The sequence below is a fragment of the Lutibacter sp. genome (genome assembly GCF_033723435.1).
GTDB lineage: Bacteria > Bacteroidota > Bacteroidia > Flavobacteriales > Flavobacteriaceae > Lutibacter.
The window spans coordinates 1-15,532 of sequence record NZ_JAWVXC010000012.1 but is presented as its reverse complement, the minus strand read 5'-3'; the positions used below and the strand labels follow the sequence as shown (position 1 = coordinate 15,532).

The 15,532-nt window shown below is 29.5% G+C and carries 9 protein-coding genes; all 9 read left to right on the top strand.

Annotation, left to right across the window (positions count from 1 at the left end; translation table 11 throughout):
- The 9 genes from R3342_RS12860 to R3342_RS12820 all read left to right on the top strand — a co-directional run bounded on the left by R3342_RS12860 (window position 1) and on the right by R3342_RS12820 (window position 15,356).
- The gene (locus R3342_RS12860) at window positions 1-2,139 is read left to right on the top strand and encodes a hypothetical protein (protein ID WP_318940764.1); all 2,139 of its coding nucleotides are present in this window, start codon (window positions 1-3) and stop codon (window positions 2,137-2,139) included.
- Window positions 2,140-2,150: 11 nt separating this feature from the next.
- The gene (locus tag R3342_RS12855) at window positions 2,151-3,035 is read left to right on the top strand and encodes a PKD domain-containing protein (RefSeq protein WP_318940763.1); all 885 of its coding nucleotides are present in this window, start codon (window positions 2,151-2,153) and stop codon (window positions 3,033-3,035) included.
- Window positions 3,036-3,114: 79 nt separating this feature from the next.
- Complete coding sequence (locus R3342_RS12850) at window positions 3,115-4,236, top strand: glycoside hydrolase family 16 protein (RefSeq protein ID WP_318940762.1); 1,122 nt, start codon at window positions 3,115-3,117, stop codon at window positions 4,234-4,236.
- Window positions 4,237-4,345: 109 nt separating this feature from the next.
- Window positions 4,346-5,797 (top strand): glycoside hydrolase family 30 protein, encoded by a 1,452-nt coding sequence (locus R3342_RS12845; protein ID WP_318940780.1) that lies wholly within the window; start codon window positions 4,346-4,348, stop codon window positions 5,795-5,797.
- A 2-nt stretch (window positions 5,798-5,799) separates the two neighbouring features.
- Window positions 5,800-7,314, top strand: coding sequence for a sugar porter family MFS transporter (locus R3342_RS12840; RefSeq protein WP_318940761.1), 1,515 nt, complete (start codon window positions 5,800-5,802; stop codon window positions 7,312-7,314).
- 4 nt (window positions 7,315-7,318) lie between these two features.
- Entirely contained in the window at window positions 7,319-8,629 is a 1,311-nt protein-coding gene (locus tag R3342_RS12835; RefSeq protein ID WP_318940760.1) for a glycoside hydrolase family 2 TIM barrel-domain containing protein, read from the top strand.
- A gap of 71 nt (window positions 8,630-8,700) precedes the next feature.
- On the top strand, window positions 8,701-12,177 hold the full coding sequence (locus R3342_RS12830) for a hypothetical protein (protein WP_318940759.1): 3,477 nt from the start codon (window positions 8,701-8,703) through the stop codon (window positions 12,175-12,177).
- A 1-nt stretch (window position 12,178) separates the two neighbouring features.
- Window positions 12,179-14,470 carry a glycoside hydrolase family 3 N-terminal domain-containing protein gene (locus R3342_RS12825; protein WP_318940758.1) on the top strand — a complete coding sequence of 764 codons (2,292 nt, stop codon included), beginning with the start codon at window positions 12,179-12,181 and terminating at the stop codon, window positions 14,468-14,470.
- A gap of 103 nt (window positions 14,471-14,573) precedes the next feature.
- The gene (locus R3342_RS12820) at window positions 14,574-15,356 is read left to right on the top strand and encodes an alpha/beta hydrolase (RefSeq protein ID WP_318940757.1); all 783 of its coding nucleotides are present in this window, start codon (window positions 14,574-14,576) and stop codon (window positions 15,354-15,356) included.
- Window positions 15,357-15,532: the final 176 nt, after the last annotated feature.

The following is a 15,532-nucleotide window of genomic DNA, read 5'->3' as shown; positions in this document are numbered from 1 at the left end:
ATGAAAGCATTAAAATATTTTTTAAGTGCCTTTTTAATAGTAGCTATAACTATAAGTTGTATTCAAGATGAATTAGGTAGTACTAATTTTGTATCAACAGCAACTGCACCTACTAATATAACCGCACTTTTTAACGTAACCCAAGATAATACGGGAACCGTTACAATAACACCAAATGGAGATGGAGCAATTTCATACGATATATATTTTGGTGATGGAACAACAGAACCCGCTAAACTTAATCAAGGTAAAAGCGTAACCCATGTTTTTGCTGAAGGTAGTTATGAAGTTAAAATTATAGCTTATGGAATTACAGGTTTAAAAGCTGAAGTTACACAACCATTAGTTGTTTCGTTTAAAGCACCTGAAAACTTAGCGGTTACTATTGAAAATGATTTAGCAGTTTCAAAACAAGTAAATGTAACTGCAACTGCAGATTATGGGCTAACTTACGATGTGTATTTCGGAGAGCCTGGAAATGATACTCCTGTAACAGGAAATATTGGAGAAACAGTTTCTTATGTTTACCAAAATGCAGGAACTTATACTATTCGAGTAGTTGCAAAAAGCGCTGCTATTGCTACTACTGAGTATACTGAAGACTTTTTAGTAACAGCAATTTTACAACCTTTAAATTCAGCACCAACACCAGAAGCAAGAATTGATACAGATGTAATTTCTATTTTTAGTGATGCTTATACTGATGTTGATGGAACAGATTATTTCCCAGATTGGGGGCAAGGTGGTCAAGGAAGTAGCTGGGCAATGTTTGATTTGAATGGAGATAGCATGTTACAATATATTAACTTAAGCTATCAAGGAATTCAATTTGGTTCTGCTGTAGATGCATCTTCTATGGAATTTTTACATGTAGATGTTTGGACACCAGATGTAACAGGTATTGATATTTTTCCAATTGATGGTAATGGAGCGGCTGAAAAATTTGTTCATAGAGATTTAGTAGCTAATCAATGGAATAGCTTTGATATTCCATTAACAGAATTTACGGATCAAGGTCTTCCAATAAATGATATTATCCAGTTTAAATTAGTGGCATCTAATTGGGCCGAAGGAACTGTATTTATGGATAATATATATTTTTATAAATCGCCTACTGAATTAATTCAACTTCCAATCAATTTTGAGTCTTCAAATTTAGTTTATACTTGGGAAGGTTTTGGGGATGTTAATTATGGGCCAATTCCAGCATCTGTAGTTACTAATCCAGATCAATCAGGAATGAATACATCCTCAAAAGTTGTGGAGATTAATAAAACAGCAGGAGCTCAAACTTGGGCAGGAGCAAGTATGAATTTATCTGGGCCAGTAGATTTTTCTGCAGGAACAACTATAACTGTTAAAGTATGGTCACCAAGAGCAGGAGTTCCTATTTTATTTAAAATGGAAGATTCAACTTCTCCATTAGATGGAAATGGAAATCCTACTATTAATGTAGAAGTACAAGCAACAACAACGGTTGCAAATCAATGGGAAGAGTTATCTTTCGATTTAACATCCTTTGCAAATTTTAGTGCTTCAAATTTATATGATAGAGTTATTTTATTCCCAGATTTCGGTAACGTAGGAAATGATGAGCTTTTCTATTTTGACGATATTGAAATAGCATCTGTCAAAATGCCAATTACTTTTGAGGTAAGTACGTTAACCTATACTTGGGAAGGTTTTGGAGATGCTAATTATGGGCCAATTCCAACAGCAGTAGTTACTAATCCAGATCAATCAGGAGTAAATGTTAGTGGTAATGTTGTGGAAATTAATAAAACAGCAGGAGCTCAAACTTGGGCAGGAGCAAGTATGAATTTAGATGCTCCGGTTGATTTTTCAAATGGAACTACAGTTAAAGTTAAAGTATGGTCACCAAGAGCAGGAGTTCCTATTTTATTTAAAATGGAAGATTCAACTTCTCCATTAGATGGAAATGGAAATCCTACTATTAATGTAGAAGTACAAGCAACAACAACAGTTGCAAATCAATGGGAAGAATTATCGTTTGATTTAACAAGTGGAGGTACATTTAGTACTGCTAATTCATACGATAGAGTTATTTTATTCCCTGATTTCGGCAACACAGGAAATGATGAACTTTTCTATTTTGATGATATCCTATTAACCAATTAAAAATTATAACCATGAAAAATAGTATAGTAATATTAAAAACAGTTTTTTTGGTAGCATTTTTAATGCTAATTGGATGCCAAAAAGATAATTATGAATTTGGAGACATAGTCGCTCCAACTAATCTGCAAGTTAATGCTGAAATAGTTGGTCAAGATGCAGATAACCCAAATGGAGATGGAAGTGGAACAGTAAATTTTACTGCGACAGCAGATAATGCTATTACTTATGAGTATTATTATAACGATGCAGGAACTATGGCTCCTGCAGGAACCAATACTTATAATTTTGGTATAACAGGTACACATACATACACAGTTACGGTAGTAGCAATAGGTACAGGTGGAGCCACAAGTAGTAAAACAGTTGAAGTTGAAGTATTAGCCTTGTATTCACCACCAGCAGATTTATTAACTATGTTAACAGCAGATAGCTCTAGAACATGGAGAATTAAAGCAGAAACTGCAGGACATTTTGGTGTTGGGCCAGCGGATGCAGATTCACCACTTTGGTGGTCAGCTGCTCCTTATGATAAAGATGGTAAAGGAGCATACGATGACAGATTGATATTTAATATAGATGGTACATTTACTTACGTTACAAACGGAACAATTTATGGTCAAGCAGGACCGATAAATCAAGATTTTGGGGATATTGGACAGACAGCAAATAGTGATGGCGAATATGAGAATTATCCATTAGATGATTTTTCAGAAAGTTGGAGCTTATCAGCTCCTGGAGGTGCTGAAACTCTTACATTTTCTAATAAAGGATTTCACGGTTTTTATGTTGGAGGAGATCATAGTTACACAATTCTATCAAGATCTGAAAATGAGATGAGTTTACGAACAGTTGGAGCTGATGGAAATGGTTGGTTTGTGATTTTAATAGCAGAATAATTTGAATTAATTTAAAGAAGAGATGTTTTTTTAATCATCTCTTCTTTATTTAAAAATGAATTTTTAAAAAGTAATAATTATGTTTAGCTCATTTAATACTAAGAAATTATATTTTTTCACCTTTTTATTTTTAGGATTATTCTATTCATGTGGAGGTAGTAATAATGGAGACGATCCAATAATTAACCCTCCGGAACCTGTAGATATTATTCCTACAAATTTAGTTTTAAATGTAAATATAGTTGGAGCAGATCAAAATAATCCTAATGGAGATGGTTCAGGTATAATACAGTGTTCTGCATCAGCAACAGATGCTGTTTCATATGGTTTTAGATTTGGTAGTGGTTCGGAAATTGCAAGTTCAACAGGAAATGTTGATTACACATACAACACTAGAGGAACCAACACTTATACAATAATTGTTGTTGCCTATTCTTCAACAGATAATTCTATAAGTCTTACTAAAGAAGTTACAGTTTATGTAAATGATAATTTAACATTAGTTTGGTCTGATGAGTTTGATACAAATGGCGCACCAAATAATACTAAATGGAATTATGATATTGGTACAGGAGATAATGGTTGGGGAAATAACGAATCTCAATATTATACGGATAGAAGTGATAATGTGATTGTTGAAAACGGAATTTTAAAAATTATCGCTAAAAAAGAATCCTATTTAGGATCAGAATATACTTCTGCAAGATTAAAAACGCAGGGTAAATATGATTTTAAGTATGGAAAAGTTGAAGTGAAAGCAAAATTACCAGAAGGAGGAGGAACCTGGCCTGCAATATGGATGCTAGGATCGAATATAACATCAGTAGGTTGGCCTGCGTGTGGAGAGATTGATATAATGGAACATGTTGGGAATGATTTAGGAACAGTTCATGGTACAATTCATACACCATCAAGTTATGGAGCCTCAGTAAATACAGGTACTAAATATATATCAGACGTTTCAACTGCATTTCATGTTTATGCAATAACCTGGTCAGAAAACAGTATTGAATTTACTATTGATGACATACCATTTTATACCTATAATCCATCAACTAAAGATAGTAATACATGGCCTTTTGACTTAAATCAATTTATAATTTTAAATGTAGCCATGGGAGGGAATTTTGGAGGAGCTATTGATAGTAACTTTACTTCTGCTACAATGGAAATAGATTATGTGAGAGTTTACCAATATTAAATAATTTTTTCATCAGTTTTTAACTTAAAACTAGCTAATTAATTTTAATTTTTTTTGTAAAATGAAGGATAATAATGTGCATAAAATAAGCCTAATTCTGTATCTTTTTATGATATCATTTTTTACAATTAGTTGTTCAAATACAATTGTGGAAAATAAGAATGATATTGATAAAGCTACAAAAAAAATAAAAGCCGTTGTTTATTCAAGTGTTCAAAATAAGAGTGTTAAACTCAAGGTAACAGATTCTTTACAGTTTAAGAATTTTAAACAACCTTTAGAAACCGAAATTTCAATTGTTGTTGATTCATCTAAAAAATTTCAAACTTTTTTAGGAATTGGGGCTGCATTAACTGATGCATCAGCTAGTACTTTTTATAAATTATCAAAGTCAAATCAGCAAAAATTTATAAAGGCATATTTTGATCCAAAAGAAGGAATTGGTTATAAATTGGCTAGAACAACTATACATAGTTGTGATTTTTCAAGCGAAAGTTATACTTACATTAAAGAAGGAGATACTAGTTTAAATTCATTTAATATTAAACATGATAAAAAATATAGAATACCCTTCATTAAAGAAATTTTAAAAGCTTCAAAAAATAAATTAACAATATATGCTAGTCCTTGGAGTCCGCCAGCATTTATGAAAACAAATAATAGCATGTTGCAGGGAGGAAAATTAAAGACAGAATTTTATCAACCTTGGGCAAATTATTATGTAAAATTTATAAAGGCTTATGAAAATGAGGGAATTCCAATTTGGGGTTTAACTATTCAAAATGAGCCAATGGCAGTTCAAAGATGGGAATCTTGTATTTATACAGCAGAAGATGAACGCGATTTCTTAAAAAATTACTTAGGCCCAACTTTAAAAAATGCAGGTTTAGCAGATAAAAAAATTATTGTTTGGGATCATAACAGAGATTTAATGTTTCAACGCGTTAATGTCATTTTTAACGATCCTGAAGCTGCAAAATATGCTTGGGGAACTGGTTTTCATTGGTATGAGGATTGGAAAGATGGAAAACCAATGTTTGATAATGTTGAAAGAGTAAATGAGGCATATCCAGATAAAAATTTACTTTTTACAGAAGGTTGTAATGAAAGTTTTGATACGGAAAGAATAAATAGTGTTGAATTAGCAGAACGTTATGGAAGTTCCATGATTCATGATTTTAATAATGGAGCAGTTGGATGGACAGATTGGAATATACTTTTAGATGAAACTGGCGGACCAAATCATGTAGGTAATTTATGTTTTTCACCAGTTCACGGAAACACTAAAACAGGTGATTTACTTTTTACAAACTCTTACTATTATATTGGGCATTTTTCAAAATTTATTTTACCAAATGCTAAAAGAATATCAAGTGTATCAAGCAGTAATAATGTACTAACTACTGCATTTGAAAATACAGATAAAAGTATTGTTATTGTCGCAATGAATAAAACGGATATGAATCAAAGTTATATGTTGTCATTAGGTTTATCATCAGCTAATGGTAATATCCAGCCTCATTCAATTCAAACTATAATTATTAATCCAAATTTAAATTAAAAATGAATAAATCGTACATTGTATTAATTAGTTTAATTGTTGCTTTAGGCGGATTTTTATTGGGCTTTGACAGTGCTGTAATATCAGGAGCAGTTAATGGTATTAGAAGCTATTTTGAAATGTCTGATTGGGAACTTGGTTTTTCTGTAGGATGTGTAATATTTGGTGCTATGGCAGGTAATTTAGTGGCTGGCCCATTAAGTGATAAATTTGGAAGAAAAAAAATATTAATAATAACCGCAGTTTTATTTACTGTTTCAGCAGTTTGGTCAGCTTTAGCAACACAGTATATATATTTTGTAATTGCTAGAATTATTGGTGGAATTGGCATTGGTGGAGCAATTTTGATTGCCCCAATTTATATAGCTGAAATTGCACCTCCAAAACTAAGAGGGAGCTTAGTATCATTAAATCAATTAAATATAGTAATTGGTATTTCGGTAGCGTATTTTTCAAATTATTTTTTAAAAGATATAGAAGTAGAAAGTTGGAGGTGGATGTTAGGAGTTGAAGCTATTCCTGCATTTCTTTATTTTGTCTTTTTATTTGCTGTGCCAAGAAGCCCAAGATGGCTTATCAAAATTAAAAATGAATTTAGCGATGCAGAAAGAATATTATCTAAAATTGGTGGAGAGGAATTTTCAAAAACAACAATAGAAACCATAGTAAAAGGAGTAAATAAAGCAGAAAAAAAAGGAAAGTTATCTGATTTATTTAAAAAGCGAATGACTATTATTATGATTATAGCATTAGGATTAGCTTTCTTTCAACAAATTACAGGTATTAACGCAATATTTTATTATGCTCCAACAATATTTGAACAAGCTGGCGGAAGTTCAGATGCCTCGTTTATTCAAGCAATTGTTGTAGGGTTAACTAATTTAGTATTTACCTTAGTTGCAATAGCTCTTATTGATAGATTAGGAAGAAAACCTTTGTTAGTAATTGGTACAGCTACAATGACTGTAGCTTTATCTATGGCTACTTTTGCATTTAATAACGCTACTTATAATATTACTGAAAAAAATACAAGTAATATAGAAAATGTTACAATTAAAAATAGTTTACAATCTATTGAGGGAACTACTTTTACTTCACAAAGCGAGTTATTTAATAAAGTTCAACCTCTACTTAACGAAGACGATTTTATTGTTTTTAAGCAGAGTATAGCAAAGAATTTTATAAATGTAAATGCCAATTTAGTACTTATAGCAATTTTATTATACGTAGCAGCATTTGCTATTTCATTAGGCCCAGTTATGTGGACAATGTTATCAGAAATTTTCCCTGGAAATTTAAAAGGAATAGCTATTTCAGTAGTTGGTTTCTTTAATTCATTAGTGAGTTTTTCAGTAACACAATTGTTCCCATGGGAGTTAACAAATTTAGGACCAACAGGAACCTTTGCAGTATATGCTGTTTTAGCATTATTATCTCTAATTTTTGTGTTAAAATTTATTGTTGAAACAAAAGGAAAGAGTTTGGAAGAATTAGAAGGAATTTTAATTAAAAATTAAATAAATGAAAAATAAATATATTATACTTTTAGGAGTTTTACTTTTTTTAAGTTGTAAAAATAAAACTGCTGATAAACCAAATTTAACTGAAAATAGTCCAGTTAAAGTAAGTGTAGTTCAAAAAAACAATAAATATCAACTATTAGTAAATAATCAACCATTTTATATTAAAGGAGCAGGTTTAGAACAAGGAAATATTGAATCGTTGGCAAAGCATCATGGAAATTCATTTAGAACATGGAGAGTAAATAATAGTAAACGAACTGGAAAACAAACTTTAGACGAAGCTCAAAAAAATGGTTTAATGGTAACCATGGGAATTGAAGTTGGCAGAGAAAGACATGGATTTGATTATAACGATTCTATAGCTGTAAAAAAACAATTAAATAGAATACAAAAAGAGGTTGAAAATTTAAAAAATCACCCAGCGCTTTTAATTTGGGGGATTGGCAATGAGTTAAATCTACGATATACTAATCCAAAAGTTTGGGATGCTGTAAATGAGATATCAAAAATGATTCATAAAATTGATCCAAACCATTTGACAACCACTAGTTTAGCTGGTATTTCTAAAAATGAAGTGGATTTGATAAAACAGCGATGCCCAGATATTGATATTCTTTCTTTTCAAATGTATGGCGACTTGCCTAACTTACCTAATTTAGTCAAAAAATTTGGATGGAATGGTCCGTATATGGTTACAGAATGGGGAGCAACTGGTCATTGGGAAGTTCCTAAAACTTCTTGGGGAGCTCCTATTGAAGAAAACAGTACCGTAAAAGCTGCTAATTATTTAAAACGTTATCAAAAAGGTATTGAGTCAGATACATTACAATGTTTAGGCTCTTATGTTTTTTTATGGGGACAAAAACAAGAAAGAACACCTACTTGGTATGGTATTTTTTTAGAAGATGGAAAAGAAACCGAATCGGTTGATGTTATGGAATTTTTATGGACAGGAAGTTATCCAAAAAATAGAACTCCTCAAATTAAAACATTTAAAATTAATAGTAAAACTGCGTATGATAATGTAACTTTAAAGGAGAATCAAAAATATGAAGCTAACGTAATTAGCACAGATTTTGAAAACGATTCGTTAACTTATAAATGGGAGCTATTACCTGAAAGTACAGATTTGCAAGATGGAGGCGACCATGAAACAAGACCTAAACCAATAAAAAATAGTATTTTAGATAAAAAAGATGGAAACATAACATTTAAAATGCAAAATAAAGGTAATTATAGATTGTTTGTTTATGTTTATGATGGTAACAACCATGCAGCAACGGCTAACATTCCTTTTCAAGTGAATTAAATAAACTTAGTTAAAATTATAAAAACCTCTATAAATTTATTTAAAGAGGTTTTTATTTATAGAAAAAATAAATGAGTGCTGACCCAATATTTTTAGGAGAAAATAAAATAGTATTTCAAAATAATGAAGTAAAAGGAAGTTTTGTGCAAATTGAAAATGAAGAGTTTTATAAAATAGAAAACAGTAATGCACTTCGACCTTTTTTTATGTCTATTGTTAGCAATTCTAACCATTGGCTTTTTATAGCAAGTAACGGAGGAATAAGCGCAGGACGAAAAGATTGTGATATAGCATTATTCCCTTATTATACAGATGATAAAATAATTGAGTCGTCTGAAATTACAGGAAGTAAAACAATTCTTTTAGTTCATAAAAATGGAAAAAGATATTTATGGGAACCATTTTCTGATAGAAATATAGACTCCTATAAAATTCAAAGAAATTTATATAAAAGTAAATACGGCAATAAAATTATTTTTGAAGAAATAAACCTTGATTTAAAAATTACGTTTAAATATCAATGGAGTACAAGTAATTTATATGGATTTGTTAAAAAATCAACAATTGTAAATAACTCAAACGCTAGTTCTAAAATTGAAGTAGTAGATGGTATTCAAAACATACTTCCTTTTGGTGTAAATGCAGATTTACAAAATAGTAAAAGTAATTTAGTAGACGCCTATAAAAAAAATGAACTTCAAGCTAAACAAGGCTTAGGAATTTATTCTTTAAGCTCCATAATTGTAGATAACGCAGAGCCAAGTGAAGCCTTAAAAGCAACAACTGTTTGGTCATATGGATTTAAAAAACCTACTCATTTAATTTCATCAATACAATTAAATAATGTTAGAAAAGGAATAGCTATTAAGCAAGAAACAGATATTAGAGCTGAAAAAGGCGCTTATTTTATTAAAGATAACATTACATTACAAAAGTCTAATTCAATTAGCTGGTATATAGTTGCAAATGTTAATCAAGGTTCAACTTCAATAGCTAAAATATTAAGCGAACTTACTAACAAAGAACAATTGATTAATAATGTTTTGAATGATGTTGAAAATGGAACTCAAAATTTGATTGATTTATGTGCTTCTGCCGATGGATTACAATGTACTAAGGATAATTTAAAAACTACTAGACATTTTTCTAATGTTTTATTTAATTGTATGCGTGGAGGTGTTTTTGATGAAAATGATGTGGTAGATGTAAAAGATTTTCTTTTCTATTTAAAAAAGAAGAATGATAAAATTTATAATAACCACATAATTGAATTACAAAATACAAATTCATTTATTCAATATAAAGGCCTTTGTGAAATAGCAAAAAAATCTAAAGATTTAGATTTTATAAGACTTACATTTGAGTATTTGCCATTAAAATTTAGTAGAAGACATGGAGATCCTAGCAGACCTTGGAATAAATTCTCTATTCAAACACAAAGTGAAATTGATGGTTCTAAAATATTAAATTATGAAGGTAATTGGAGAGATATTTTTCAAAATTGGGAAGCTTTAGCACATTCGTATCCTGCATTTATTGAAGGAATGATTTTTAAATTTTTAAACGCTTCAACTTTTGATGGATATAATCCATTTAGAATTAATAAATATGGAATTGATTGGGAAGTTATTGAACCTGATAATCCTTGGTCTTACATTGGCTATTGGGGAGATCATCAATTAATTTATTTATTAAAATTTTTAGAGTTTTGTGAAAAATTCTATCCACAAAAATTAACGGAATACTTTACTCAAAATGCGTTTGTATACGCAAATGTTCCTTATAAAATAAAAAATTATAATTCAATAATAGACGACCCAAAAAATACCATAATATTTGATAAAGAATTAGATGCTAAAATTAGACAAAGGGTGTTAGATTTTGGTACTGATGGAGCTTTGTTATTAACTGAAAATGGAGAAAGCTATAAAGTTAACTTTATTGAAAAATTACTAGCAACTACTTTGTCTAAAGTCGCAAATTTAATACCTGAAGCAGGTATTTGGATGAATACTCAAAGACCAGAATGGAATGATGCAAATAACGCGTTAGTTGGTAATGGCGCATCTATGGTTACTTTGTATTATTTACGTAGATTTTTATTGTTTTTTGATAAAATCACAAATAATATAACTGTAACTAAAATTGAAATTTCTGATGAATTAACGGTTTTTTTTAATGATGTTGTTAAAGTTCTTGAACAAAATATAACTTTATTAAATAATTCCATTTCAGATAAAAATAGAAAAACAATAACAGATGGATTGGGAGTTGCTAGTAGCAATTATCGAACTCAAATTTATAAGCATGGCTTTAAAGGGAACAAATATTATATTTCTAAAAATGAACTTAAAAACTTTTTAAAATTAGCATTAAAGTATATTGAACATTCTATTAATAATAGTGAAAGAGAGGATAAATTGTATCAATCCTACAACCTAATTGAAATTACTAACAATAAAATTTCAATTGTTCATTTAAATGAAATGTTAGAGGGCCAAGTAGCTATTTTATCTTCAGAATATCTTTCTTCAAAAAAATCTTTAGAATTATTACAGAGTTTAAGAAAAAGCAAATTGTATAGAGAGGATCAAAATAGTTATTTATTATATCCGGATAAAAATTTATTGCGTTTTGTTGATAAAAATATAATTCCTAAAAAAGAAGTTGAACAATCAGAACTTTTAAAAACGCTTTTAAAAAATAAAAACCATCAAATTATAGAAAAAGATTACAATGGAAATTATCATTTTAATCCTAACTTTAATAATGTAAATAGTCTGAAATCAGCTTTAGAAGAACTCACAAAAGCTGAATACAAAGATTTAATCTTAAAAGAAAAGCATAATTTAGAGATCATTTTTGAAAATGTGTTTAACCATAAATTTTTTACAGGACGTTCAGGTACATTTTTTGGGTATGAAGGTTTGGGTTCGATTTATTGGCATATGGTTTCAAAATTACAATTAGCTGTTCAGGAAGTTTATTTTAATGCCGAAAAACAGAATGAAAGTGAATCTATTAAAAATGAATTACGAAATCATTATTATGAAATTAGTGAGGGAATTGGGGTTCATAAATCGCCAAAAAAATATGGGGCTTTTCCAATCGATCCATATTCTCATACGCCTGCAAATAAAGGTGCTCAGCAGCCTGGAATGACAGGGCAAGTTAAAGAGGATGTTTTAAGTAGGTTAGGAGAGTTAGGTGTTTTAGTTAGTGATGGAAAATTACAATTTAAACCAAGTTTATTAAAACAAGAAGAATTTTTATCTGAAAATTCTAAGTTTAAATATATAGATGTAAATCAACAAAGAAGAGAAATATTACTTACAAAAAACACATTGTGTTTCTTATATTGTCAGGTTCCAATAATTTATCATCTTTCAGAAAAAAATAGCATTGAAATAAACGAGAATTCATCTTCAAAAGAAGTTTTTAATAAGTTGATTTTAGATAAAAACATCAGTAATCAAATTTTTGAAAGAACAGGAACAATAAGTAATATTCATGTTTATTTAAACATAAGAGAACTTCAAATTAATTAGTATGAAAAAATTATTATTCACAACAATACTCAGTATTTTTTTAATTAATTGTTCTCAAAATAAACAATTATCAGATAATAATAGTCCGAAAACGACAATTGAAGTAGAACAGCAAATTCAAAAAATACTTCAACAAATGACCTTAAAAGAAAAGGTAGGTCAAATGTTAAATATTGGTTTACCAACAATTTTAACAGGTGGATATTGGGATGCTAGAGATAGTGCTGTTTTTGATACAGAAAAATTCAAAAAATTTATTATTGATTATGGTGTTGGATCTATTCATAATACTCCAGGATACCCAGCTAAACCAAAGGATTGGAATAGAATTATTAAAACTATCCAAGATGCAGCTCTATCTAAAACACGATTAAAAATTCCTGTTTTATATGGAATTGATGATATTCATGGAGCAAATTATGTAAATGGATCCGTAATGTTTCCTCATGAAATTGGTTTAGCAGCTACTTGGAATACGGAATTGGCTAAAGTTTGTGGAGATATAACATCTTATGAGTCAAGAGCAGCATCACTACCTTGGAATTTTAACCCAAATATTGATGTAGCTATGAATCCACTTTGGGGAAGAATAGGAGAAAGTTTTGGAGAAGATCCTTATTTAATTTCACAAATGGCTAAAGCATACATAAAAGGATCACAGAAAGATAATTTATCGGATACTTTAAGTACAGCAGTTTGTTTAAAACATTTTATTGGTTATGGAGCTGGAAGAAATGGAAAAGACAGAGCTAATGCTTTAATTCCAGAAAATAGCTTACGACAATATTATTTGCCACCTTTTAAAGCAGCAATTGATGCTGGCGCTATGGGAGTTATGATAAGTTCTAATTCTGTAAATGGAATTCCTTGTCATATTAATAAATATTATATTACAGATATTTTAAAGGGAGAGCTAGAATTTAAAGGTGTTGTAATTTCTGACTTTAGTGATGTAGAATTTTTAGTAGAAGCACATCAATCTGCAAAAAACATGAGAGATGCTACAAAAATGGCGGTAAATGCTGGTTTGGATATGATTATGAATCCATATGATGCAAAAATTGTGGATATTATAATTGATTTGGTTGAAAATAAAGAGATACCAATTAGCAGAATTAACGATGCAGTAACTAGAATATTACGTCTTAAACTTAAATTGAATCTGTTTGAAAAACCTTATAACAACTCAAAATTTTATAAAAAATTTGGAAGTGAAAAACATATTGAATCAAATTATAAGATAGCAGGTGAATCTATAACATTATTAAAAAACAGCAATAATCTGTTGCCATTGCCTTTAACTAAAAAAGTATTAGTTACTGGTTATGCAGCAAATTCAATAAATGTATTAAACGGAGCCTGGTCAAGATCATTTTTAGGAATAGATACAAAATATAATAATCCTTCAAAGTACACTATTTTAACCGCCATACAAAAACAATTATCATCTAATCAAGTGGATTATGTAGAAGGCACTAATTATCAGGAAGATATTAATACAGATAAAGTAATTCAAAAAGCTAGAAACTCAGATTACATTATAGTTTGTTTAGGAGAGCAACCTGCAACCGAAAAACCTTCAGATATTAATGAATTAGCATTGCCAAAAGCCCAACTTAATTTAGTTAAAAGATTAGCAAAATTAAAAAAGCCAATAATTTTAGTTTTGGTAGAAGGAAGACCAAGAATTATTAAGGAAATAGAACTTTTAGTAGATGCAATAGTTATGGCGTATTTGCCAGGTCAAGAAGGTGGAAGAGTAGTTTCAGATGTATTATTTGGGAAGATAAATCCAAGTGGAAAGCTACCATATACTTACCCAAAATATACAGGTAATATTTTAACATATTATCATAAAAAGACGGATATTAGAGATGTAACTTGGGGTTATAATGGTTTTTATCCCCAGTTTGAATTTGGTTATGGACTTTCTTATTCAAATTATAAGTACTCTAACTTTACTATTAGTAAAGACACTTTAAAAGGAATTGATAAAATGGAAATTTCAGTTGATGTACAAAACACAGGTAATTATGATGGAAAAGAAATTGTTGAACTTTATTTAAAAGATATGGTAGCTACAGTTGCTCCAGATTCAAAAAAATTAATTCGATTTTCTAAAATTTCACTAAAAAAAGGAGAAACGAAAAAGGTGTCATTTTCTATAAATTCAAAGGATTTAGTAAGTGTTGGTATTCATAATAAATGGGTAATTGAAGAGGGTGATTTTGAATTGCAAATAGGAGGGAATCCTCAAAAATTAATTAAGAAAAAATTCTACTATAAAAATTAATAATTATAGTTGTTTTTTTATTTTTCACGAGAGTAAAACCTGCAATATGAAGTTGCAGGTTTTTTTATTTTCACTATATTAAAAAAAACTAAAATTATTTTGTATGCGTTATTTTATTTTAATGATTGCTTTTTTACTAGTAAATTGTAATTCATCTTCTCAAAAAAAAGATGTAAAATCAAAAATAGATAATAAGTCTAAAACAACTTATCGTGCTGATAAAATTATTTTTCCATCTTTAGATAGTTTACCTATTACAGCCAATTTTTATCAGGTTAAATCCACTAAACCTATGATTTTATTATGTCATCAGGCAGGGTTTAGTAGAGGTGAATATAAAGCTACAGCAATTAAATTAAACAATTTAGGATATACATGTTTAGCAATTGATCAACGTTCTGGAAATATAGCTAATGATGTTATAAATGAAACAGCTTTAGCAGCTAAAAAAAGAAACTTGCCTCAATCATATTTTGACGCAAAACAAGATATTCAAGCTGCTATTAATTTTTTATATAAAAAGAATAATAACCAACCAATTATTTTAGTTGGAAGTTCTTATTCAGCAACATTGGCATTATTGGTAGGAGTAAATTCAAGTAAAGTTAAAGCAATTGCAGCGTTTAGTCCAGGAGAATACTATAATACTATTGATGTTAAAAATAGCATTAAAAACATGGCTAAACCTATTTTTGTTACATCTTCAAAAAAAGAATCAGAAAGTGTTACAGAATTAGTTGCATTAATAAATCCAGATTATGTAACTCAATTTATTCCAAATGTTGAAGGTATCCATGGATCAAAAGCATTATGGAAATCTACTAGAGGAAGCGAAAACTATTGGAAAGCATTTGTAAGTTTTTTGCAAAAAAATAGCGAGTTATAATGAAACTCGCTATTTCCAAATTTTATTAATTAGACTAATCCGTTTTAAAATTCCAAATTTGGCCAATAGTTTGTCCACCATGGTTATCTTTAACTACAATTTTCCAATAATAATCAGTAGTTGGATTTAGTGTTGGCGTAGGAAATGTACTTTCAGATTGGTCTGCACTAATCACT

Coding starts and splice junctions, on each gene's coding strand:
- R3342_RS12855 (WP_318940763.1), top strand. CDS start 2,151: ATGAAAAATAGTATAGTAATATTAAAAACAGTTTTTTTGGTAGCATTT.
- R3342_RS12860 (WP_318940764.1), top strand. CDS start 1: ATGAAAGCATTAAAATATTTTTTAAGTGCCTTTTTAATAGTAGCTATA.
- R3342_RS12845 (WP_318940780.1), top strand. CDS start 4,346: ATGATATCATTTTTTACAATTAGTTGTTCAAATACAATTGTGGAAAAT.
- R3342_RS12840 (WP_318940761.1), top strand. CDS start 5,800: ATGAATAAATCGTACATTGTATTAATTAGTTTAATTGTTGCTTTAGGC.
- R3342_RS12820 (WP_318940757.1), top strand. CDS start 14,574: ATGCGTTATTTTATTTTAATGATTGCTTTTTTACTAGTAAATTGTAAT.
- R3342_RS12825 (WP_318940758.1), top strand. CDS start 12,179: ATGAAAAAATTATTATTCACAACAATACTCAGTATTTTTTTAATTAAT.
- R3342_RS12850 (WP_318940762.1), top strand. CDS start 3,115: ATGTTTAGCTCATTTAATACTAAGAAATTATATTTTTTCACCTTTTTA.
- R3342_RS12835 (WP_318940760.1), top strand. CDS start 7,319: ATGAAAAATAAATATATTATACTTTTAGGAGTTTTACTTTTTTTAAGT.
- R3342_RS12830 (WP_318940759.1), top strand. CDS start 8,701: ATGAGTGCTGACCCAATATTTTTAGGAGAAAATAAAATAGTATTTCAA.